This window comes from Streptomyces sp. C1-1 (assembly GCF_050214755.1).
GTDB lineage: Bacteria > Actinomycetota > Actinomycetes > Streptomycetales > Streptomycetaceae > Streptomyces.
In genome coordinates, this window is record NZ_CP189826.1 from 7,336,800 (window position 1) to 7,359,240 (window position 22,441).

At 70.3% G+C, this 22,441-nt stretch carries 18 protein-coding genes; 16 read left to right on the plus strand and 2 right to left on the minus strand.

Going from position 1 to position 22,441, the window contains the following annotated elements:
• Nucleotides 1-95 precede the first annotated feature (95 nt).
• On the minus strand, nt 96-641 hold the full coding sequence (locus ACQF4J_RS33285; RefSeq protein ID WP_351562193.1) for a beta-class carbonic anhydrase: 546 nt from the start codon (nt 639-641) through the stop codon (nt 96-98).
• Nucleotides 642-1,061: 420 nt separating this feature from the next.
• On the opposite strand from ACQF4J_RS33285, the gene rsmH reads away from it, so the two are divergent.
• From rsmH to ACQF4J_RS33365, 16 genes are all read left to right on the plus strand, one after another.
• Nucleotides 1,062-2,021 (plus strand): 16S rRNA (cytosine(1402)-N(4))-methyltransferase RsmH, encoded by a 960-nt coding sequence (rsmH, locus tag ACQF4J_RS33290; RefSeq protein ID WP_351562190.1) that lies wholly within the window; start codon nt 1,062-1,064, stop codon nt 2,019-2,021.
• 42 nt (nt 2,022-2,063) lie between these two features.
• Nucleotides 2,064-2,594, plus strand: coding sequence for a septum formation initiator family protein (locus ACQF4J_RS33295; RefSeq protein WP_427167515.1), 531 nt, complete (start codon nt 2,064-2,066; stop codon nt 2,592-2,594).
• A gap of 5 nt (nt 2,595-2,599) precedes the next feature.
• A complete protein-coding gene (locus ACQF4J_RS33300) occupies nt 2,600-4,552 on the plus strand; it encodes a peptidoglycan D,D-transpeptidase FtsI family protein (RefSeq protein WP_351562184.1) in 1,953 nt (650 codons plus the stop codon).
• 161 nt (nt 4,553-4,713) lie between these two features.
• Nucleotides 4,714-6,234 carry a UDP-N-acetylmuramoyl-L-alanyl-D-glutamate--2,6-diaminopimelate ligase gene (locus tag ACQF4J_RS33305; protein WP_427167516.1) on the plus strand — a complete coding sequence of 507 codons (1,521 nt, stop codon included), beginning with the start codon at nt 4,714-4,716 and terminating at the stop codon, nt 6,232-6,234.
• A gap of 4 nt (nt 6,235-6,238) precedes the next feature.
• A complete protein-coding gene (locus tag ACQF4J_RS33310; protein WP_351562179.1) occupies nt 6,239-7,654 on the plus strand; it encodes a UDP-N-acetylmuramoyl-tripeptide--D-alanyl-D-alanine ligase in 1,416 nt (471 codons plus the stop codon).
• Nucleotides 7,651-8,724, plus strand: a complete 1,074-nt coding sequence (mraY, locus tag ACQF4J_RS33315; RefSeq protein WP_174267309.1) for a phospho-N-acetylmuramoyl-pentapeptide-transferase — start codon at nt 7,651-7,653, stop codon at nt 8,722-8,724. Before ACQF4J_RS33310 ends, mraY begins: the two co-directional genes overlap by 4 nt.
• On the plus strand, nt 8,706-10,148 hold the full coding sequence (murD, locus tag ACQF4J_RS33320) for a UDP-N-acetylmuramoyl-L-alanine--D-glutamate ligase (protein ID WP_351562176.1): 1,443 nt from the start codon (nt 8,706-8,708) through the stop codon (nt 10,146-10,148). The genes mraY and murD overlap by 19 nt, the downstream gene beginning before the upstream one ends.
• 21 nt (nt 10,149-10,169) lie before the next feature.
• Complete coding sequence (ftsW, locus tag ACQF4J_RS33325; RefSeq protein ID WP_351798709.1) at nt 10,170-11,531, plus strand: putative lipid II flippase FtsW; 1,362 nt, start codon at nt 10,170-10,172, stop codon at nt 11,529-11,531.
• Nucleotides 11,532-11,537: 6 nt separating this feature from the next.
• Nucleotides 11,538-12,635 (plus strand): undecaprenyldiphospho-muramoylpentapeptide beta-N-acetylglucosaminyltransferase, encoded by a 1,098-nt coding sequence (gene murG, locus ACQF4J_RS33330; protein WP_142151385.1) that lies wholly within the window; start codon nt 11,538-11,540, stop codon nt 12,633-12,635.
• A gap of 26 nt (nt 12,636-12,661) precedes the next feature.
• The gene (locus ACQF4J_RS33335) at nt 12,662-13,462 is read left to right on the plus strand and encodes a cell division protein FtsQ/DivIB (protein WP_427167517.1); all 801 of its coding nucleotides are present in this window, start codon (nt 12,662-12,664) and stop codon (nt 13,460-13,462) included.
• A 278-nt stretch (nt 13,463-13,740) separates the two neighbouring features.
• On the plus strand, nt 13,741-14,937 hold the full coding sequence (gene ftsZ / locus ACQF4J_RS33340) for a cell division protein FtsZ (RefSeq protein WP_351562163.1): 1,197 nt from the start codon (nt 13,741-13,743) through the stop codon (nt 14,935-14,937).
• 10 nt (nt 14,938-14,947) lie between these two features.
• The gene (gene pgeF, locus ACQF4J_RS33345; protein ID WP_351562161.1) at nt 14,948-15,676 is read left to right on the plus strand and encodes a peptidoglycan editing factor PgeF; all 729 of its coding nucleotides are present in this window, start codon (nt 14,948-14,950) and stop codon (nt 15,674-15,676) included.
• Between the two features lie 5 nt (nt 15,677-15,681).
• On the plus strand, nt 15,682-16,401 hold the full coding sequence (locus ACQF4J_RS33350) for a YggS family pyridoxal phosphate-dependent enzyme (protein ID WP_351562158.1): 720 nt from the start codon (nt 15,682-15,684) through the stop codon (nt 16,399-16,401).
• A 129-nt stretch (nt 16,402-16,530) separates the two neighbouring features.
• Nucleotides 16,531-17,172 (plus strand): cell division protein SepF, encoded by a 642-nt coding sequence (locus tag ACQF4J_RS33355; protein WP_200698983.1) that lies wholly within the window; start codon nt 16,531-16,533, stop codon nt 17,170-17,172.
• A 72-nt stretch (nt 17,173-17,244) separates the two neighbouring features.
• The gene (locus tag ACQF4J_RS33360; RefSeq protein ID WP_007448661.1) at nt 17,245-17,529 is read left to right on the plus strand and encodes a YggT family protein; all 285 of its coding nucleotides are present in this window, start codon (nt 17,245-17,247) and stop codon (nt 17,527-17,529) included.
• 52 nt (nt 17,530-17,581) lie between these two features.
• Entirely contained in the window at nt 17,582-18,808 is a 1,227-nt protein-coding gene (locus tag ACQF4J_RS33365) for a DivIVA domain-containing protein (RefSeq protein WP_351562153.1), read from the plus strand.
• 164 nt (nt 18,809-18,972) lie between these two features.
• Here ACQF4J_RS33365 and ileS read toward each other — a convergent pair whose 3' ends face one another.
• On the minus strand, nt 18,973-22,110 hold the full coding sequence (ileS, locus tag ACQF4J_RS33370; protein WP_351562151.1) for an isoleucine--tRNA ligase: 3,138 nt from the start codon (nt 22,108-22,110) through the stop codon (nt 18,973-18,975).
• Nucleotides 22,111-22,441: the final 331 nt, after the last annotated feature.

A 22,441-nucleotide genomic window follows, 5' to 3' on the forward strand; every position in this document is an offset into this window, starting at 1 on the left:
GACTGTGGACAAGTGGCCGCGATATGTCGGGTTTTACGGTGCTTGGGCTCCAGCATGCGCGCGTTTTGCGAAGAACGAGAAGGGCCGGGGACCGCTTACGCGGGGTCGATCTCGCGCAGCAGGCCGGTCTTCACGTCGAAGACGAAGCCTCGCACGTCGTCGGTGTGCAGCAGGAACGGCGAGGTGCGCACCCGCTGCATGGACTGGCGGACGTCCTGGTCGACGTCCGCAAAGGCCTCCGCCGCCCAGGCGGGGCGCTGGCCGACCTCCTCCTCCAGCTCGGTGCGGAAGTCCTCGGTGATGGTCTCCATGCCGCAGCCGGTGTGGTGGATGAGGACGATGCTGCGGGTGCCGAGCTTGCGCTGGCTGATGGTGAGGGAGCGGATCACGTCGTCGGTGACCACGCCGCCCGCGTTGCGGATGGTGTGGCAGTCGCCGAGCTGCAGACCGAGCGCCTTGTGCAGGTCGAGACGGGCGTCCATGCAGGCCACGACCGCCACGTGCAGCACGGGGCGGGCGTCCATCCCGGGGTCGGCGAACGCCTCGGCGTAGCGTTCGTTCGCCTCGACCAGGCGGTCGGTGACCGTGCCGCCTCGTATGGCGCCTTCGGATTCGGTGGAAACGGATGCGGAAGTCGTCATAGTCATGACGTTACTGGTCACCGCCGATCCGGTCTGCGTGTGAGGGTGGGAAAAGAGCGTCATCACGGTCCTCTTGTGAGGTAACCCACATAGGTGGCGGACGGAAAGCCGTACGGGTGATTTTCCCCGGTATGCCGCTTCGCACGCACCTCGGGGCGCGACGCGCAGGCCGGTTGATTGACCGCGAGACACCGTGGACTAAAGTGGCGCGAAGCGGGAGGCGAGGCTCTCCCTGCTGGACTGACATCCCCGGAGACCCGGCGACTTTCCGGGCTCTCCCCACGTGCGCGGCGCGTACGTACGGCTCGGCCTCCTCCCGCTCACGGCCGGCTGACGCTTCCGGCGCCGGCAAGGCCTCCCCTTCACGAGCGGGCGGGGACCCGGCGGTGCGTACGGCCCAGCCGGACCTGAGAGGGCCCCTTGAGCCAGAGTCGACACGTCCCGGTGATGCTCCAGCGGTGCCTGGATCTGCTGGCGCCCGCGCTGGAGCGGCCGGGAGCGGTGGTCGTCGACTGCACCCTCGGTCTCGGCGGGCACAGCGAGGCCCTCCTCCAGCGCTTCCCCGAGGCCCGGCTCGTCGCCCTCGACCGCGACAAGGAGGCGCTGCGCCTGTCCGGCGAGCGGCTCGCGCCCTTCGGTGAGCGCGCCACCCTGGTGCACGCCGTCTACGACGAGCTCCCCGACGTACTGGACCGGCTCGGCATCGCGCGCGTGCAGGGCGTCCTGTTCGACCTCGGTGTCTCCTCCATGCAGCTCGACGAGGCCGACCGCGGCTTCGCCTACGCCCAGGACGCCCCGCTCGACATGCGCATGGACCAGACGACCGGTATCAGCGCCGCCGAGGTCCTCAACACCTACCCGCCCGGCGAACTCGTCCGGATCCTGCGCGCCTACGGCGAGGAGAAGCAGGCCAAGCGGATCGTGTCCGCCATCGTGCGCGAGCGCGAGAAGCAGCCGTTCGACAACAGCGCGCGGCTCGTCGAACTCATCCGGGACGCCCTGCCGCAGGCCGCCAAGCGCACCGGCGGCAACCCGGCCAAGCGCACCTTCCAGGCCCTGCGCATCGAGGTCAACGGCGAGCTCTCCGTGCTGGAACGCGCGATCCCGGCGGCCGTGAAGGCGCTCGCCGTGGGCGGACGGATCGCCGTCCTGTCGTACCACTCGCTGGAGGACCGGCTGGTCAAGCAGGTGTTCGCGGCCGGCGCGGCCACCACCGCGCCGCCCGGGCTGCCGGTGGTCCCCGAGCGGTACCAGCCCCGGCTCAAGCTGCTCACACGCGGTGCCGAACTTCCCACCGAGGAAGAGGTCGCCGAGAACCGGCGGGCGGCACCGGCGCGGCTGCGCGGGGCCGAGCGCATCAGGGAGGACGCCGACAAATGAGGGGCGTGAGTGAGTTGGGAAACCGCACTCACTGGAGGCCGTGTGAGTAGGAAACCCGAACTGAGGGGGCGGGCCGCTCGTCTCGCCCGGCTCTTCCCCGGCCCGGGAAGCTCCGGGCAGGCGGCCCGCACCCCCTTCGTGCTCCTCGTCGTGCTCCTCCTCGGCGGCGGTCTGATCGGGCTGCTGGTGCTGAACTCCGCGCTCAGCGAGGGCTCGTTCAAGCTGGACGACCTGCAGAAGGACACCAAGAACCTCACCGACGAGGAACAGGCGCTCCAGCGGGACATCGACGCCTACTCCGCGCCGGACGCCCTCCAGCTCCGCGCCCGGGAGCTCGGCATGATCCCCGGCGGCGACCCCGCCTTCCTCGGCCCCGACGGCACGGTCAAGGGGGTCCCCTCGGCCGCCGCCCAGCAGTCCGCCGCGCAGATCCCGCTGGTCCTGCGCCCGCCGGAGACCCTCGCCCAGTCACCGGCCGACAGCGTCTCGCAGGCCGGCACCGCCACGGCGGTCCCCACGCCCGCGGTCGGCTCCTCCCTCACCCCCACCCCCACCACGACCCCCGGCAGGTGACGGAAGTGTCCGACAGGGAACCGCCGCGCCGTCGCGTGCCCGGCCCCGCGCGTCCCGTCCGCCCCGCCGCCGGCCGGCAGCGCCCCGGCCCCGGCGCCCGCCCGGCGGCCCGCCGCCCGGCACCGGCCCGGCCGCCGGCCCCCAAGCCGCTGCGTCTGGGCAGCCCGCGCCCCCGGCTGCGCATGGTCGGCCTGGCCCTCGCCCTCGTCCTGATCGCCTTCGTCGTACGACTGCTCCAGGTCCAGGCCGTCGACGCGAGCACCTACGCCGCCAAGGCGGACCAGAACCGCTACGTCGGCCAGGTCCTGCCCGCCGAGCGCGGCGGCATCACCGACCGTGACGGCGTGGCGCTAGCGACCAGCGTGGACGCCTACGACATCACCGCCGACCCCACGATGTTCACCCGCGAGCAGTTGAAGATCGACGACGGACCCGAGCAGGCGGCGGCGCTGCTCGCACCCATCCTCGGCATGGACCAGGACGCCCTGGTCAAGAAGCTCCGGCCGAAGAACAAGGCGCTGCGCTACACCCTGCTCGCCCAGCGGCAGACCCCGCAGGTGTGGACGCAGATCAAGGACCTGAAGGCCGCGCTGGCGAAGAAGGCGGACACCGCCGACGTCCTGGCCGGCGTCTTCTCCACCCCCAGCAGCAAGCGGGTCTACCCCAACGGCGCCCTCGCCGCCGGGATACTGGGCTGGGTCAACGCCGACGGCAAGGGCGGCGGCGGCATCGAGCAGGAGCTGAACAAGGTCCTGTCCGGCAAGGACGGCAAGATCCGTTACGCCCAGTCCGGCGGCCGGCTGGTACCCACCGCGGGCTCCACGGAGACCGCCGCGGTGCCCGGCCACGACGTCGAGCTCACCATCGACCGCGACATCCAGTGGGCCGCCCAGAGCGCGATCAGCGAGCAGGTGAAGAAGTCCGGGGCGGACCGCGGATACGTGATAGTGCAGGACACCCGCACCGGCCAGATCCTCGCGATGGCCAACTCGCCCGGCTTCGACCCCAACGACCTCTCCAAGGCGAATTCCGACGCCCTGCACAACTGGGCCGTCGAGGACGCCTACGAGCCCGGCTCCACCGCCAAGATCATGTCGATGGCCGCCGTACTGCAGGAGAACGTGGCCACGCCGCTGACGCACGTCGTCGTGCCCAACCGGCTGCACCGCGGCGACCGTCTCTTCAAGGACGACATCGACCACGCCACCTGGGACCTCACGCTCAACGGCGTGCTCGCCAAGTCCAGCAACATCGGCACCATCCTGGCCGCCGGCCAGCTCGGCAAGACGCAGGCACAGGCCAACCAGGTCCTCTACAAGTACCTGCGCGGGTTCGGCCTCGGCAGCTACAGCGGACTGGACTTCCCCGGCGAGACCAAGGGCATCCTCGCCCCGCCCGACAAGTGGTCGACCTCGCAGCAGTACACGATTCCTTTCGGCCAGGGCATGTCGCTCAACGCGCTCCAGGCGGCGTCGGTCTACTCGACGATCGCCAACGGCGGCGTCCGCGTCGCCCCCACCCTCGTGCGCGGCACGAAGGGACCCGACGGACGCTTCGTGCCGGCCGCGAAGCCCAAGAAGACAAGGGTCGTGAGCGCGAAGACGGCGAAGACGCTCGCCCAGATGCTGGAGTCGGTCGTGGACGACCGGGAGGGCACGGGCACCAAGGCGCGCATCCCCGGCTACCGGGTGGCGGGCAAGACGGGTACGGCCAACCGCGTGGATCCGGCCACCGGCAAGTACCGCGGATACACGTCCTCGTTCGCCGGGTTCGCCCCCGCGGACAACCCTCGCGTGACGGTCTACTGCGCCATCCAGAACGCGACGAAGGGCAACTACTTCGGCGGCCAGATCTGCGGGCCCATCTTCAAGGAGGTGATGGAGTTCGCACTGAAGACCCTCCAGGTGCCGCCCACGGGCGCCCAGCCCGCGCGACTGCCCGTCACCTTCACTCCCTGATCAGCGCAACCAGCCAGGAACCCTCCGTGACCATGATCACTCCCGACTCCGGCAACCCGGACACCCGCCGCCCCTCGCTTCGCCCGCAGCCGGGTACGCCCGGTACGCTCACCGCCGTGCCACACGCTGATCAGTCCCAAACCACCCAGAAGGGCGTTTCCGTGACATACCCGGGGCCGCCACGACCGGTTCAGGTCTCCGCCACACCCCTGACGGAGCTCGCCGATCAGCTGGGTGCCGCCGCGCCGGAGAGCACCGCCGAGGTCACGGGCATCACCCATGACTCGCGCGCCGTCCGCCCCGGCGACCTGTACGCCGCCCTGCCGGGCGCCCGCCTGCACGGTGCCGACTTCGTGAAACAGGCCGCCGGCCTGGGCGCGGTCGCGGTGCTGACGGACCCGACCGGAGCCGAGCGCGCCGCCGCGACGGGCCTCGCGGTCCTGGTCGTCGACGACCCGCGGGCGCGGATGGGCGAGCTGGCGGCGACGATCTACGGCCACCCGGGCCGTGACCTGCTGCAGATCGGCATCACCGGCACCTCCGGCAAGACCACCACCGCCTACCTCGTCGAGGGCGGTCTGAGGACCAAGAGCAACACCGGCCTCATCGGCACGGTCGAGATGCGCATCGGCGACGAGCGCATCAAGTCCGAGCGCACCACCCCCGAAGCCACCGACCTGCAGGCCCTGTTCGCCGTGATGCGCGAGCGCGGCGTCGAGGCGGTCGCCATGGAGGTCTCCAGCCACGCGCTGGTCCTCGGCCGGGTCGACGGCTGCGTCTTCGACATCGGTGTGTTCACCAACCTCAGCCCGGAACACATGGAGTTCCACTCCGACATGGAGGACTACTTCCGGGCCAAGGCGCAGCTCTTCACGCCCCGCCGCAGCAGGCTCGGCGTGGTCAACATCGACGACGAGTACGGCCGCCGGCTGGTCGGGGAGGCCACCGTCCCGGTCGTCACCTACTCCGCCGAGGGCCACCCGGACGCCGACTGGCGGGCCGAGGACGTCCGGGTCGGGCCGATGGACTCGACGTTCACGGTCGTGGGCCCCGAGGGCGAGCGGATCGAGGCCAGGTCGCCCCTGCCGGGCGGCTTCAACGTGGCCAACACCCTCGCCGCGATCGCCGCCCTCGCCGCGGCCGGACTCGACCCGCAGACCGCCGCCGACGGCGTCGCCGCCGTCCCGGGCGTACCGGGCCGTCTGGAGCGGGTGGACGCCGGACAGCCGTATCTCGCGGTCGTCGACTACGCCCACAAGACGGACGCCGTCGAGTCGGTCCTGCGCGCCCTGCGCAAGGTCACCGAGGGCAGGCTGCACGTCGTGCTCGGCTGCGGCGGCGACCGCGACACGACCAAGCGGGCGCCGATGGGCGCCGCCGCGGCCCGCCTCGCCGACACCGCCGTACTGACCTCCGACAACCCACGCTCCGAGGACCCCCTCTCGATCCTTGCAACCATGCTCGAGGGCGCCGCGTCCGTACCAGCACACGAACGCGGTGAGGTGCAGGTCTTCGAGGACCGGGCCGCCGCGATCGCCGCAGCCGTCGCCCGCGCGCAGCCCGGTGACACCGTGCTCGTCGCGGGCAAGGGCCACGAGCAGGGCCAGGACATCGCCGGTGTGGTCCGTCCCTTCGACGACCGCCAGGTGCTTCGAGAAGCCATCCAGCAGACCCAGGGATGAACTTGTGATCGCCCTCTCTCTCGCCGAGATCGCAGCAGTCGTCGGCGGGCAGACGCACGACATACCGGATCCGTCCGTCCAGGTCACCGCTCCGGTCGTCCGGGACTCCCGCGAGGTGCGGCCCGGCAGCCTGTTCGTCGCCTTCGTCGGCGAGCGCGTCGACGGCCACGACTTCGCCCGGCAGGTCGTGGAGGCGGGCGCGGTCGCCGTCCTCGCGTCCCGGCCCGTCGGCGTCCCCGCGATCGTCGTGGAGGACGTCCAGAGCGCCCTCGGCGCCCTCGCGCGGCACGTCGTACGACGGCTCGGCGCGACCCTCGTGGCCCTCACCGGCTCGGCGGGCAAGACCAGCACCAAGGACCTGATCGCCCAGGTCCTGCAGCGCAAGGCGCCGACGGTGTTCACGCCCGGCTCGCTCAACAACGAGATCGGCCTGCCACTCACGGCCCTGTCCGCCACCGAGGAGACGAAGTTCCTCGTGCTGGAGATGGGCGCCCGCGGCATCGGCCACATCCGCTACCTCACCGAGCTGACCCCGCCGCGCGTCGGCCTCGTGCTCAACGTCGGCACCGCCCACATCGGCGAGTTCGGCGGCCGCGAGCAGATCGCGCAGGCCAAGGGCGAGCTGGTCGAGGCACTGCCCTCCGCAGAGGACGGCGGCGCCGCGATCCTCAACGCGGACGACCCCCTCGTACGCGCCATGGCGTCCCGGACGAAGGCCAAGGTGGTCCTCTTCGGGGAGACCGACGAAGCGGACGTACGGGCCGAGAACGTGCGACTCACGGACACGGGACAGCCCGCGTTCAGGCTCCACACACCCTCCGGTGCAAGCGACGTGACCATGCGCCTGTACGGTGAGCACCACGTGTCGAACGCGCTCGCCGCGGCCGCCGTCGCCCATGAGCTGGGCATGTCCGCAAGTGAGATCGCCACCGCGCTCTCCGAGGCGGGCTCCCTCTCCCGCTGGCGCATGGAGGTCACCGAGCGACCGGACGGCGTGACCATCGTCAACGACGCCTACAACGCGAACCCCGAGTCCATGCGAGCCGCCCTGCGCGCGCTCGCGGCCATGGGCAAGGGACGTCGGACCTGGGCGGTGCTCGGCAAGATGGCCGAGCTCGGGGACGAGGCGCTCGCCGAGCACGACGCGGTCGGACGGCTCGCCGTCCGGCTCAATGTCGGCAAGCTCGTCGCGGTCGGGGGCAGGGAAGCGTCCTGGCTGCAACTGGGCGCATATAACGAGGGTTCGTGGGGTGAGGAGTCGGTGCACGTGTCCGACGCACAGGCGGCGGTCGACCTGTTGCGCAGCGAGTTGCGCCCGGGGGACGTCGTGCTCGTGAAGGCGTCCCGGTCGGTGGGGCTCGAAAGCGTGGCGCAGGCGCTGCTCGAGACCGGCGCCGAGGGTGGGGCTGATGCCCGATGATGAAGCAGATCCTGTTCTCGGGCGTCATCGGTCTCTTCCTGACGCTGGTCGGCACCCCGCTGCTGATCAAGCTGCTGGCACGCAAGGGCTACGGCCAGTACATCCGTGACGACGGCCCGCGCGAGCACGCCAGCAAGCGCGGTACGCCGACGATGGGCGGTATCGCCTTCATCCTGGCCACCGTCGCCGCGTACTTCCTGTCCAAGGTGATCACCGGTCAGCCGCCGACCTACTCGGGCCTGTTGGTGCTCGGCCTGATGTGCGGCATGGGTCTGGTCGGTTTCCTGGACGACTACATCAAGATCGTCAAGAGGCGTTCGCTGGGTCTGCGGGCCAAGGCGAAGATGGCCGGTCAGCTGATCGTCGGCATCAGCTTCGCGGTGCTCGCGCTGCAGTTCTCCGACGCCCGCGGCAACACCCCGGCCTCCACCAAGCTGTCGTTCATCACGGACTTCGGCTGGACCATAGGCCCGGTGCTGTTCGTGGTCTGGGCGCTGTTCATGATCCTCGCGATGTCGAACGGCGTGAACCTGACGGACGGTCTGGACGGCCTGGCCACCGGCGCCTCCGTGCTTGTCTTCGGCGCCTACACGTTCATCGGCGTCTGGCAGTTCCAGGAGTCCTGCGCCAACGCGCAGACCCTCACCAACCCGGGCGCCTGCTACGAGGTGCGCGACCCGCTGGACCTCGCGGTCATCGCCTCCGCGCTGATGGGCGCCTGCCTCGGCTTCCTGTGGTGGAACACCTCGCCGGCCAAGATCTTCATGGGCGACACCGGTTCGCTCGCCCTCGGCGGTGTCCTGACCGGCCTCGCCATCTGCTCCCGCACGGAGCTGCTGGTGGCCATCATGGGCGGTCTGTTCGTCCTCATCACCATGTCGGTCGTCATCCAGGTCGGCTCCTTCCGGCTCACCGGCAAGCGCGTCTTCCGGATGGCGCCACTGCAGCATCACTTCGAACTCAAGGGCTGGTCCGAGGTCCTCGTCGTGGTCCGCTTCTGGATCATCCAGGGCATCTGCGTGATCGTCGGACTGGGCCTCTTCTACGCGGGATGGGCAGCGGACAAGTGACCTCCTCGGTGCCTGAAGGCTCCTCCGGGTTCCAGGGCAAGCACGTCACCGTCGCCGGGCTCGGCGTCTCGGGCATCCCGGCGGCCAAGGTGCTGCACGCGCGCGGGGCGGTCGTCACGGTCGTCAACGACGGCGACGACGCACGCGCGCGTGAACAGGCCGCGGAGTTGGAGGCGCTCGGCATCACCGTGCGCCTCGGCGACGGCGCGACCCTGCCGGAAGGCACCGAACTCGTCGTGACCGCGCCCGGCTGGAAGCCGGACAAGCCGCTGTTCGAGGCGGCCCGCGCGGCCGGCGTCGACATCTGGGGCGACGTCGAACTCGCCTGGCGGCTCAGGGGCCCCGACGCGGCCCCCTGGCTCGCCGTCACAGGCACCAACGGCAAGACCACCACCGTCCAGATGCTGGCGTCGATCCTGAAGGCGGCGGGCCTGCGCACGGCCGCCGTCGGCAACATCGGCGTCTCGCTGCTGGACGCGGTGCTCGGCGAGGAGCGCTACGACGTCCTGGCCGTGGAGCTGTCGAGCTACCAGCTCCACTGGGCGCCGTCCCTGCGGGCCCATTCGGCGGCGGTGCTCAACCTCGCCCCCGACCACCTCGACTGGCACGGCTCCATGGAGGCGTACGCCAGGGACAAGGGCCGTATCTACGAGGGCAATCGGGTCGCCTGCGTCTACAACGTCGCCGACAAGGCCACCGAGGACCTGGTCCGCGAGGCCGACGTCGAAGAGGGCTGCCGGGCCATCGGCTTCACCCTCGGCACCCCGGGCCCCTCCCAACTCGGCGTCGTGGACGGCATCCTGGTCGACCGTGCCTTCGTGGAGAACCGGCAGAAGAACGCCCAGGAGCTCGCCGAGGTCTCCGACGTCACCCCGCCGGCCCCGCACAACATCGCCAACGCCCTTGCCGCGGCGGCCCTCGCGCGCGCCTTCGGGGTGCCTCCCGCGGCCGTACGCGACGGCCTGCGGAACTTCACGCCGGACGCGCACCGCATCGCGCACGTGGCCGACGTCGACGGCGTCGCCTACGTCGACGACTCCAAGGCCACCAACACCCATGCCGCGGAAGCCTCGTTGGCGGCGTACGAGTCCATCGTGTGGATCGCGGGCGGGCTCGCCAAGGGCGCGACCTTCGACGAGCTCGTCGCCAAGTCGGCAAAGCGACTTCGCGGCGCCGTGCTCATCGGCGCCGACCGCGCTCTGATCCGCGAAGCGCTCGCGCGACACGCGCCGGAAGTACCCGTCGTCGACCTCGACCGGACCGACACTGGGGCGATGCTCGCGGCTGTCCAGGAGGCCCAGCGGCTCGCGGTCGAAGGCGACACGGTGCTGCTGGCCCCCGCCTGTGCCTCGATGGACATGTTCGCCAACTACAACAAGCGCGGTGACGCGTTCGCGGAGGCGGTTCGCGAACTCGGCGCCTGACCGACGTAGCGGAGGCGTCTGATGCCCAGTAGCCGTACCGGACGGCCGCCCGTTCAGCGGGCCGTCGGACGCCCCGCCGGCCCCCGGCAGCCCCGCGAGAACCCGGTGCTGCGCGCCTACCTCAACGCCAAGCACGCCTGGGACCGGCCGCTGACCGCCTACTACCTGATCGCCGGCGGCAGTCTCCTGATCACCGTGCTCGGCCTGGTGATGGTCTACTCGGCCTCCCAGATCACCGCGCTGCAGATGTCCCTGCCGGGCTCCTACTTCTTCCGCAAGCAACTGCTCGCGGCCGTCATCGGCGGCGTCCTGCTGCTGATCGCCTCCCGGATGCCGGTCAAGCTGCACCGCGCGCTGGCCTATCCGATCCTCGCGGGCGCCGTCTTCCTCATGGTGCTGGTGCAGGTGCCGGGGATAGGGATGTCGGTCAACGGCAACCAGAACTGGATCTCGCTCGGCGGTTCCTTCCAGATCCAGCCCAGCGAGTTCGGCAAGCTCGCCCTGGTTCTGTGGAGCGCCGACCTGCTGGCCCGCAAGCAGGACAAGAACCTGCTCAACCAGTGGAAGCACATGCTGGTGCCGCTCGTGCCGGTCGCCTTCCTGCTGCTCGGGCTGATCATGCTCGGCGGCGACATGGGCACGGCGATCATCCTCACGGCGATCCTCTTCGGCCTGCTGTGGCTCGCCGGGGCGCCCACCCGCCTCTTCGTCGGCGTACTGTCGATCGCGGCCACCCTCGGTGTGATCCTCATCAAGACCAGCCCCAACCGCATGGCCCGCCTGGCCTGCATCGGCGCCACGGAGCCCAAGTCCGGGGTCGCCGACTGCTGGCAGGCCGTGCACGGGATCTACGCGCTCGCGTCCGGCGGAATCTTCGGTTCCGGGCTCGGTGCGAGTGTGGAGAAATGGGGACAACTCCCCGAAGCGCACACGGACTTCATCTTCGCCGTCACCGGTGAGGAACTGGGCCTGGCGGGGACGCTGTCGGTACTCGCCCTCTTCGCGGCTCTAGGCTATGCGGGTATCCGCGTGGCCGGACGCACGGAGGACCCCTTCGTCAGGTATGCCGCGGGAGGCGTGACCACCTGGATCACCGCTCAGGCGGTGATCAACATCGGTGCGGTGCTCGGCCTGCTGCCGATCGCCGGAGTCCCCCTCCCGCTGTTCTCCTACGGGGGATCCGCCCTGCTGCCGACCATGTTCGCCATCGGGCTGCTGATCGCGTTCGCGCGTGACGAGCCCGCTGCGCGGGCGGCGCTTTCCATGCGGCAACCCCGCTTTGGTAGAAAGCGGGCGGGAGGCGCCGTGCGGGACCGGGGGCCTCGGAGATGGAACACGATGCGACGGCGTGCCTCGGTGGCGCGCTCGTCCGGAGAGCGGTGAATTTCGGTGCATGTCGTACTCGCCGGTGGGGGGACCGCCGGCCACATCGAGCCCGCGCTCGCCCTCGCGGACGCCCTGCGCAGGCAGGACCCGACCGTGGGGATCACGGCCCTGGGCACGGAGCGCGGCCTGGAGACCAAGCTCGTTCCACAGCGGGGCTACGAGCTCGCGCTGATCCCGGCCGTACCCCTGCCGCGCAAGCCCACCCCCGAGCTGATCACCGTCCCGGGCCGGCTGCGCGGCACGATCAAGGCGACCGAGCAGATCCTGGAGCGCACCAAGGCGGACGCCGTGGTCGGCTTCGGCGGTTACGTCGCGCTGCCCGGCTATCTCGCCGCCAAGCGCCTCGGCGTGCCGATCGTCATCCACGAGGCCAACGCGCGCCCCGGCCTCGCCAACAAGATCGGCTCCCGGTACGCCGCCCAGGTGGCCGTCGCCACCCCGGACAGCAAGCTGCGCAACTCCCGCTACATCGGGATCCCGCTGCGCCACACCATCGCCACCCTGGACCGGGCCGCCGCCCGCCCGGAGGCACGGCACATGTTCGGCCTCGACCCCAACCTGCCCACGCTGCTGGTCTCCGGCGGCTCGCAGGGCGCCCGCCGCCTCAACGAGGTGGTCCAGCAGGTCGCGCCGTGGCTGCAGCAGGCCGGCATCCAGATCCTGCACGCGGTCGGCCCGAAGAACGAACTGCCGCACGTGCAGCAGATGCCGGGGATGCCCCCCTACATCCCGGTAAGTTACCTGGACCGGATGGACCTCGCGTACGCGGCGGCCGACATGATGCTCTGCCGCGCGGGGGCGATGACCGTCGCCGAACTCTCCGCCGTCGGGCTCCCGGCCGCCTATGTACCGCTGCCCATCGGCAACGGCGAACAGCGGCTGAACGCCCAGCCGGTGGTCAAGGCCGGCGGCGGACTGCTGGTCGACGACGCGGAACTGACGCCCGACTGGGTGCGGGCGAACGTCCTGCCCGTCCTCGCCGACCCGCACCGGCTGTACGAGATGTCCCGCGCCGCCGCCGAGTTCGGCCGCCGGGACGCCGACGAACTGCTCGTCGGCATGGTGTACGAGGCGATCGCCGCCCACCGTGCACAGCACTAGGACCGCATGAACGAAGGGCAGGAAGCGTGGCCGGACCGACCACCGCCGAGCGTGGTGAACGTCAGCAGGAGTCGTCCGGCCCGCCTCTCGTCCGGCGGTTGAGGCGGCTGAAGCCGCCACGCGTTCGTATGATCATCATTCTCGCCGTGGGGCTGGTTCTCCTCGGCGCGGGCACCGTCTGGGTGTTGTACGGCTCCTCGTGGACCCGGGTGGAGCGCGTGTCCGTCTCCGGAACCCGGGTCCTGACGTCCGCCCAGGTGCGGGCGGCCGCCGAGGTCCCCGTCGGGGCACCGCTGATTTCCGTCGACACCGACGAGATCGAGACGAGGCTGCGCGCGACACTGCCCCGAATCGACACGGTTGACGTGGTCCGTTCCTGGCCCCATGGAATCGACCTGAAAGTGGTTGAGCGCACTCCGGTTGTGATTGTCCAAAAGGGCGGAAAATTCGTCGAAGTGGACGATGAAGGTGTCCGTTTCGCCACGGTTTCCCGGGCGCCGGCAGGCGTGCCGACACTGAAATTGAGGCTCTCCCGGGGCACCGCCGCCGCGAGCCTGCGGCGCTTCGGCGAGGACCGTCTGGTGCGCGAAGCGGTACGGGTCGCCGGTGCCGTTCCGGCGGCCGTGACACGCGAGACCGCGACCGTCGAAGTGCGTTCCTACGACGACATCCTGCTGGTGTTGAGCGGGGGCCGGACCGTGGCGTGGGGGAGTTCCGAGAGGGGCGCGCTGAAGGCCCGTACACTCACCGCTCTCATGAAAGCGGCGCCCGGTGCGCGGCACTTCGACGTCTCGGCTCCCACCGCCCCTGCGTCATCCGGGAGTTGACGCACATCCGCGCAGGCCAGCACCCTGGTTGGGCAGCGCTATGGCTGATCACATAGGGTGAAAAGAAAAACGGGAGGTTCGGCGTGTTCGTTGAACGTGCGCCACTTGTCGACTTAGTGTCCTGTTCGGAAGACTCCAGCGAACAGTCACACTGGTAACCCTAAACTTCAACGTTAGGGTTCGGGGCGGCGCTACGGACCGTCCCAATCGGCATCAGTCGTCGGATCGCACTCACCCGCGAAACGGCGACACGTAACTCGAGGCGAGAGGCCTTCGACGTGGCAGCACCGCAGAACTACCTCGCAGTCATCAAAGTCATCGGTGTCGGCGGCGGTGGTGTCAATGCCATCAACCGGATGATCGAGGTCGGTCTCAAGGGCGTCGAGTTCATCGCCATCAACACCGACGCGCAGGCGCTGTTGATGAGCGACGCCGACGTCAAGCTCGACGTCGGCCGCGAACTCACCCGCGGACTCGGCGCCGGAGCCAACCCGGCCGTCGGCCGCAAGGCCGCCGAGGACCACCGCGAGGAGATCGAGGAGGTCCTCAAGGGGGCCGACATGGTCTTCGTGACAGCCGGTGAAGGTGGCGGCACCGGCACCGGCGGCGCGCCCGTCGTGGCCAACATCGCCCGTTCCCTGGGCGCCCTCACCATCGGCGTGGTCACCCGCCCGTTCACCTTCGAGGGCCGGCGCCGGGCCAACCAGGCCGAGGACGGCATCGCGGAGCTCCGCGAAGAGGTCGACACCCTCATCGTCATCCCGAACGACCGGCTGCTGTCCATCTCGGACCGCCAGGTCTCGGTGCTCGACGCCTTCAAGTCCGCCGACCAGGTCCTGCTCTCCGGTGTCCAGGGCATCACCGACCTGATCACCACGCCGGGTCTGATCAACCTCGACTTCGCCGACGTCAAGTCCGTCATGTCCGAGGCCGGTTCGGCCCTCATGGGCATCGGCTCGGCCCGCGGCGACGACCGCGCGGTGGCCGCGGCCGAGATGGCGATCTCCTCGCCGCTGCTGGAGGCGTCCATCGACGGCGCCCGCGGTGTGCTGCTGTCCATCTCCGGCGGTTCCGACCTCGGTCTGTTCGAGATCAACGAGGCGGCCCAGCTGGTGAGCGAGGCCGCCCACCCCGAGGCCAACATCATCTTCGGCGCGGTCATCGACGACGCGCTCGGCGACGAGGTCCGGGTCACCGTGATCGCGGCCGGCTTCGACGGCGGCCAGCCGCCGGCCCGCCGGGACAACGTCCTCGGCTCCTCCTCGGCCTCCGCCCGCCGCGACGAGCCCACTCCGGTACGGCAGCCCGAGTCCCGTCCGTCCTTCGGCTCGCTCGGCAGCGTCACGCCGAAGGAGGACCCGGAGCCCGCTCCCGAGCCGGCCGCGGACCTCCCGGTCTCCCCGCCGGTCCCGCCGTCGCGGTCCTACACGGACAGCGCCGCCGAGGAGCTGGACGTACCGGACTTCCTCAAGTGATCCTTCTGACGTGATGAAGCAGCGCGACACCGTGAGCGGCGCGCACTTCGCCTTCACCGACCGGTGGGGCGGGGTGAGCGCCGTTCCGTACGAGGAGCTCAACCTCGGCGGAGCGGTCGGCGACGACCCCGACGCCGTACGCACCAACCGGGAGCTGGCGGCGAAGTCCCTCGGCCTCGACCCGGCGAACGTGGTCTGGATGAACCAGGTGCACGGAGCGGCGGTGACCGTGGTCGACGGACCGTGGGGCGACCGTCCCGTGCCCGAGGTCGACGCGATCGTCACCACCCGGCGTGGACTCGCCCTCGCCGTCCTCACCGCCGACTGCACACCCGTCCTGCTCGCCGACCCGGTCGCCGGCGTCGTCGCCGCGGCGCACGCGGGCCGGCCCGGCATGGTCGCCGGCGTCGTCCCCGCCGCGCTACGCGCGATGACCGAGCTCGGCGCCGACCCCGCCCGGATCGTCGCCCGCACCGGACCGGCCGTCTGCGGCCGCTGCTACGAGGTGCCCGAGAAGATGCGCGCCGACGTGGCCGCGGTCGAGCCGGCGGCGTACGCCGAGACGAGCTGGGGCACGCCCGCGGTCGACGTGACCGCCGGAGTGCACGCGCAGCTCGACCGGCTCGGGGTGCGCGACCGGCGGCAGTCCCCGGCGTGCACGCTGGAGTCGACCGATCACTTCTCGTACCGACGCGACCGCACCACGGGGCGACTCGCGGGATATGTCTGGCTGGACTGAGGGACATGACGGACCGTAAGGACGAACTCGCCGCGAACCTGGCGAAGGTGGAGCGTCGTATCGCCGACGCCTGCGCGGCCGCCGGCCGGGGGCGGGACGAGGTGACCCTGATCGTGGTCACCAAGACCTACCCGGCGAGCGATGTGCGGATGCTGTCGGAGCTCGGCGTGCGGCACGTCGCCGAGAACCGGGACCAGGACGCCGCCCCCAAGGCCGCCGCTTGCTCGGATCTGCCGTTGACTTGGCACTTTGTTGGTCAGTTGCAGACCAACAAGGTTCGATCCGTGGTCGGTTATGCCGATATGGTGCAGTCCGTCGACCGCGCCCGGCTGGTGACCGCACTTTCCCGGGAGGCGGAGCGGCAGGAGCGCGAACTCGGCTGTCTGATCCAGGTCGCGCTCGACGCGGGGGAGAACGGGCGCGGGGAGCGCGGGGGTGTCGGACCGGACGGAATCAAGGAGTTGGGCGAACTGGTGGCAGGGGCGCCCGGGCTGCGGCTGGCGGGCCTGATGACCGTCGCGCCGCTCACCGGACCCTACGCGGGGCGCGAACAGGCGGCGTTCGAGCGGTTGATGGATTTGTCGACCGACCTGCGCCGGGCCCATCCGGCTGCGAACATGGTCTCGGCAGGGATGAGTGCGGACCTCGAACAGGCCGTGGCGGCCGGAGCGACACATGTACGCGTCGGCACTGCGGTACTCGGAGTCCGCGCACGGCTCGGGTAACGTCGCCAGGAAGTCGGACCACAGCAGAAAATATGGTCAATTCCGCCGATAGGCGGGCACAACGGCCTCGTGGATCGCGGGCACTTGGCAGTCGTCAGTCGATCCACCACAGAGCGGAGGACTCAGAGCATGGCCGGCGCGATGCGCAAGATGGCGGTCTACCTCGGCCTCGTGGAGGACGATGGGTACGACGGCAGGGGCTTCGACCCCGATGACGACTTCGAGCCCGAACTGGACCCCGAGCCGGAGCGGGACCACCGGCGGCACGAGCCGTCGCACCAGTCTCACGCCGCACATCAGTCCCAAAGGGACGAAGAGGTGCGAATCGTGCAGCCCTCCGCACCGCGCGAACCGGTCGCCCGTTCCGCTTCGCTACCCGCGGAATCCGGCCGTCCGGCGCGCATCGCGCCCGTGGCGTCCATCACACAAGAACGCGCAAGCCTGGAGAAGAACGCACCGGTGATCATGCCCAAGGTCGTGTCCGAACGAGAGCCTTACCGGATCACCACGCTTCACCCGCGGACCTACAACGAGGCCCGTACTATCGGGGAACACTTCCGTGAGGGCACCCCGGTGATCATGAATCTGACTGAGATGGATGACACAGACGCGAAGCGACTTGTCGACTTTGCGGCTGGTTTGGTGTTTGGTCTTCACGGCAGCATCGAGCGGGTGACGCAGAAGGTGTTCCTGTTGTCGCCTGCTAACGTCGATGTCACGGCGGAGGACAAGGCCCGTATCGCAGAGGGCGGGTTCTTCAACCAGAGCTGAGACGCACGACCGGAAACAGCAGTACAAGCAGGACCCAGCAGCACGGAAACAGGGGAGAGGGAAGCACCAGCAATGAGCGTGGTTCTGGATGTCGTCTACATCGCGCTGATGTGCTTCCTCATCGTGCTCATCTTCCGGTTGGTCATGGACTACGTCTTCCAGTTCGCCCGCTCATGGCAGCCCGGCAAGGCGATGGTGGTCGTTCTGGAGGCCACCTACACTGTCACCGACCCACCGCTCAAGCTTCTGCGGCGGTTCATCCCGCCGCTGCGCCTCGGGGGCGTGGCGCTCGACCTGTCCTTCTTCGTACTGATGATCATCGTCTACATCCTGATCTCGATCGTGAGCCGGCTGTGACCGATGTGACCACCGTCTTGCCGAATGCCGACGACTACGTTGAGGTGAAGAGATGCCGTTGACCCCCGAGGACGTGCGGAACAAGCAGTTCACGACCGTCCGCCTCCGAGAAGGCTATGACGAGGACGAGGTCGATGCCTTCCTCGATGAGGTCGAAGCCGAACTGACCCGCCTGCTCCGCGAGAACGAGGACCTGCGCGCCAAACTGGCCGCGGCCACGCGTGCTGCTGCCCAGAACCAGCAGAACATGCGCAAGCCCCCCGAGGGTCCCGGCGGTCCGCAGGACCAGCAGGGCGGTATGCCCCAGGGCGGCATGCCTCAGCAGGGCGGTATGCCCCAGCAGGGCGGCATGCCTCAGCAGGGCATGCGAGGCCCGGGCGCCCCGGTGCCCGCCGGCATATCGGGCCCGCCGCAGCAGCAGATGGGTGGCCCCATGGGTGGTCCGCCCCAGCTGCCGAGCGGTGCGCCGCAGCTGCCCGCCGGTCCCGGTGGACAGGGCGGCCCGCAGGGTCCCGGCCCCATGGGCCAGGGTCCGATGGGTCAGGGTCCGATGGGCCAGGGGCCCATGGGTCAGGGCCAGATGGGCGGCCCCATGGGCCAGCCCCCCATGCAGCAGCAGATGGGTGGCCCGATGGGCGGCCCCATGGGCGGTCCGATGGGCGGCCCCGGTCAGGGCCCCGGTGGCGACAGCGCCGCCCGTGTCCTCTCGCTGGCCCAGCAGACCGCCGACCAGGCGATCGCCGAGGCCCGTTCCGAGGCCAACAAGATCGTCGGCGAGGCGCGTTCGCGTGCCGAGGGTCTCGAGCGTGACGCCCGTGCCAAGGCCGACGCGCTGGAGCGGGACGCGCAGGAGAAGCACCGCGTCGCGATGGGCTCCCTGGAGTCCGCCCGCGCCACGCTGGAGCGCAAGGTCGAGGACCTGCGCGGCTTCGAGCGCGAGTACCGTACGCGTCTGAAGTCGTACCTCGAGTCGCAGCTGCGCCAGCTGGAGACCCAGGCCGACGACTCCCTCGCCCCGCCGCGCACTCCGGCTGCGGCCTCTCTCCCGCCGTCCCCGGCGCCTTCCATGGCACCGGCCGGCGCGAGCGCTCCGTCCTACGGCGGCAACCAGACCATGGGCGGTGCGCCGAGCCCCGCTGCCCCGTCCTACGGCGGCCAGCAGCAGATGTCCCCGGCGATGACCCAGCCGATGGCTCCGGTCCGCCCTCAGGGCCCGTCCCCGATGGGGCAGGCGCCGTCGCCGATGCGTGGCTTCCTGATCGACGAGGACGACAACTGACGGCCGCGGCACGGTGAGTAGTACGCCGTAGGCGTCGGCAGCGTTCAACAGGGCGGGGCCCCGGACCGAGATCCGGGGCCCCGCCCTTTGCCGTGTCCCGACCCGAGGCGACGACGCCGAAGGCCCGGCCCCGTGCGGGGCCGGGCCTTCGTGCGCGTGAGGCCCTATGCCTTGCGCAGGCGGAACGTCAGCGACAGCCCTTCGTCGGTGAACGGCTCGCCGAAGGAGTCGTCCGCCTCGCCCTGGGCGAAGTCCGTCGCCAGGACCTCGTCCGAGATCAGGCCGGAGTGCTCGCTCAGCGCCGCGATGACCGCGGGGTCCGTGGACGTCCAGCGCAGTGCGATCCGGTCGGCCACGTCCAGCCCGCTGTTCTTCCGGGCCTCCTGGATCAGCCGGATCGCGTCACGGGCCAGACCCGCCTGCCGCAGCTCCTCTGTGATCTCCAGGTCCAGGGCCACCGTCGCACCGGAGTCGGACGCCACCGACCAGCCCTCGCGCGGGGTCTCCGTGATGATCACCTCGTCCGGTGCGAGGGAGATCGTCTCCCCGTCGACCTCCACCGAGGCCGTGCCCTCCCGCAGGGCCAGCGACAGCGCGGCCGCGTCGGCGTTCGCGACGGCCTTGGCGACGTCCTGCACCCGCTTGCCGAACCGCTTGCCCAGCGCCCGGAAGTTGGCCTTCGCGGTGGTGTCCACCAGGGAACCGCCGACCTCGGACAGCGACGCCAGCGAGGTGACGTTCAACTCCTCGGTGATCTGGGCGTGCAGCTCGGTGTCGAGGGACTCGAACCCGGCCGCCGCGACCAGCGCCCGCGACAGCGGCTGACGCGTCTTCACGCCCGACTCCGCGCGCGTGGCGCGGCCGAGCTCCACCAGCCGCCGTACCAGGAGCATCTGCTTCGACAGCTCGGGGTCGATCGCCGTCAGGTCCGCCTCGGGCCAGGAGGCCAGGTGCACCGACTCCGGCGCGCCCGGGGTCACCGGCACGACCAGGTCCTGCCAGACCCGCTCGGTGATGAACGGCGTCAGCGGGGCCATCAGCTTGGTGACCGTCTCCACGACCTCGTGCAGGGTGCGCAGCGCGGCCTTGTCGCCCTGCCAGAAGCGACGGCGCGAGCGGCGGACGTACCAGTTGGACAGGTCGTCGACGAACGCCGACAGGAGCTTCCCGGCGCGCTGGGTGTCGTAGCCCTCCAGGGCCTTTGTCACCTGGTCCGTCAGGGCGTGCAGTTCGGACAGCAGCCAGCGGTCCAGCACGGGGCGGTCGGCCGGGGCCGGGTCCGCCTCGCTGGGCGCCCAGTCGGACGTGCGGGCGTACAGGGCCTGGAAGGCGACCGTGTTCCAGTAGGTGAGGAGCGTCTTGCGGACGACCTCCTGGATCGTGCCGTGGCCCACGCGCCGCGCGGTCCACGGCGAGCCGCCCGCCGCCATGAACCAGCGCACGGCGTCCGCGCCGTGCTGGTCCATCAGCGGGATCGGCTGCAGGATGTTGCCCAGGTGCTTGGACATCTTGCGGCCGTCCTCGGCCAGGATGTGACCCAGGCAGACGACGTTCTCGTAAGACGACTTGTCGAAGACCAGCGTGCCGACGGCCATGAGGGTGTAGAACCACCCGCGGGTCTGGTCGATGGCCTCGGAGATGAACTGCGCCGGGTAACGGCTCTCGAACAGCTCCTTGTTCTTGTACGGGTAGCCCCACTGTGCGAACGGCATGGAACCCGAGTCGTACCAGGCGTCGATGACCTCCGGCACGCGCGTGGCCGTCTTCCGGCACGTGGGGCAGGCGAAGGTGACGTCGTCGATGTAGGGGCGGTGCGGGTCCAGTTCGGACTGGTCGGTGCCGGTCAGCTCGGTGAGCTCGGCGCGGGAGCCGACGACCGTGAGGTGGTCGTCCTCGCAGCGCCAGATCGGCAGCGGGGTGCCCCAGTAGCGGTTGCGGGACAGCGCCCAGTCGATGTTGTTGTTCAGCCAGTCGCCGTACCGGCCGTGCTTGACCGTGTCCGGGAACCAGTTGGTGTTCTCGTTCTCCTGCAGCAGCCGGTCCTTGATGGCCGTGGTGCGGATGTACCAGGACGGCTGCGCGTAGTAGAGGAGCGCGGTGTGGCAGCGCCAGCAGTGCGGGTAGCTGTGCTCGTACGGGATGTGCTTGAGGAGGAGGCCGCGCTGCTGGAGGTCCTCGGTGAGCTTTTCGTCCGCCTTCTTGAAGAAGACGCCGCCGACCAGCGGGACGTCCTCCTCGAAGGTGCCGTCCGGGCGGACCGGGTTCACCACGGGCAGGCCGTAGGCGCGGCAGACCTTGAGGTCGTCCTCACCGAAGGCGGGGGACTGGTGGACCAGACCCGTGCCGTCCTCGGTCGTGACGTACTCCGCGTTGACGACGTAGTGCGCCGGCTCCGGGAACTCCACGAGCTCGAACGGACGTTGATACGTCCAGCGCTCCATCTCGGCGCCGGTGAAGGTCCGGCCGGTCGGCTCCCAGCCCTCGCCGAGGGCCTTGCCGACGAGCGGCTCGGCGACGACGAGCTTCTCCTCGCCGTTCGTGGCGACGACGTAGGTGACGTCGGGGTGGGCGGCGACGGCCGTGTTGGACACCAGCGTCCATGGGGTCGTCGTCCAGACCAGGAGCGCCGCCTCGCCGGCGAGCGGACCGGAGGTGAGCGGGAAACGGACGTACACGGACGGGTCGACGACCGTCTCGTAGCCCTGGGCCAGCTCGTGGTCCGACAGGCCGGTGCCGCAGCGCGGGCACCAGGGGGCGACGCGGTGGTCCTGGACGAGCAGACCCTTGTCGAAGATCGTCTTCAGCGACCACCAGACCGACTCGATGTACTCGGGGTCCATCGTGCGGTAGGCGTCGTCCAGGTCGACCCAGTAGCCCATGCGGGTCGTCAGCTCGGCGAAGGCGTCGGTGTGGCGGGTCACCGACTCGCGGCACTTGGCGTTGAACTCGGCGATGCCGTACTTCTCGATGTCCGGCTTGCCGCTGAAGCCCAGCTCCTTCTCGACCGCGAGCTCCACGGGCAGGCCGTGGCAGTCCCAGCCGGCCTTGCGGGCCACGTGGTAGCCGCGCATGGTGCGGAAGCGGGGGAAGACGTCCTTGAAGACGCGGGCCTCGATGTGGTGGGCGCCGGGCATGCCGTTGGCGGTGGGCGGTCCCTCGTAGAACACCCACTCGGGGCGGCCCTCGGACTGCTCCAGGGTCTTGGCGAAGATCTTCTGCTCGCGCCAGAAGTCGAGCACGGCGTGCTCGAGGGCGGACAGGTCGACCTGGGCGGGCACCTGGCGGTACGTCGGCGTTGTCATCAGCGGGCTTCCTCCGGCGGACTTGCTGCCTTCCGTCCGGAGGGACGAGAGCCGAATCTTCCCTGCGCCGGTTTCGGCGCGCTCCCGCGGTACCACCCTCCTTGGCCCGCCGGCGCGGGGTGTGCGCCGATGAGCCCCCTCATTGGGGTCGCGATGCCGGTTCTACCGGCCGCGGCTGCTCGGCTGCGGCTTTCTTCCGGCGGCTCCGGGGTGATCTTCACGTCGCGCTCGCCCCCGGGCTTCCACCGTCCCCGGGTCGCTCTGGGCTGCGTACGCCGCTACTCGTCCCCATCCACGCTTTTCGCTCCGCCCAGTGTACGGCGCCGCGCGG

Coding starts and splice junctions, on each gene's coding strand:
- mraY (WP_174267309.1), top strand. CDS start 7,651: ATGATGAAGCAGATCCTGTTCTCGGGCGTCATCGGTCTCTTCCTGACG.
- ACQF4J_RS33360 (WP_007448661.1), top strand. CDS start 17,245: ATGAGCGTGGTTCTGGATGTCGTCTACATCGCGCTGATGTGCTTCCTC.
- ftsW (WP_351798709.1), top strand. CDS start 10,170: ATGCCCAGTAGCCGTACCGGACGGCCGCCCGTTCAGCGGGCCGTCGGA.
- murD (WP_351562176.1), top strand. CDS start 8,706: ATGGGCAGCGGACAAGTGACCTCCTCGGTGCCTGAAGGCTCCTCCGGG.
- ACQF4J_RS33365 (WP_351562153.1), top strand. CDS start 17,582: ATGCCGTTGACCCCCGAGGACGTGCGGAACAAGCAGTTCACGACCGTC.
- ileS (WP_351562151.1), bottom strand. CDS start 22,110: ATGACAACGCCGACGTACCGCCAGGTGCCCGCCCAGGTCGACCTGTCC.
- ACQF4J_RS33355 (WP_200698983.1), top strand. CDS start 16,531: ATGGCCGGCGCGATGCGCAAGATGGCGGTCTACCTCGGCCTCGTGGAG.
- ACQF4J_RS33285 (WP_351562193.1), bottom strand. CDS start 641: ATGACGACTTCCGCATCCGTTTCCACCGAATCCGAAGGCGCCATACGA.
- ACQF4J_RS33350 (WP_351562158.1), top strand. CDS start 15,682: ATGACGGACCGTAAGGACGAACTCGCCGCGAACCTGGCGAAGGTGGAG.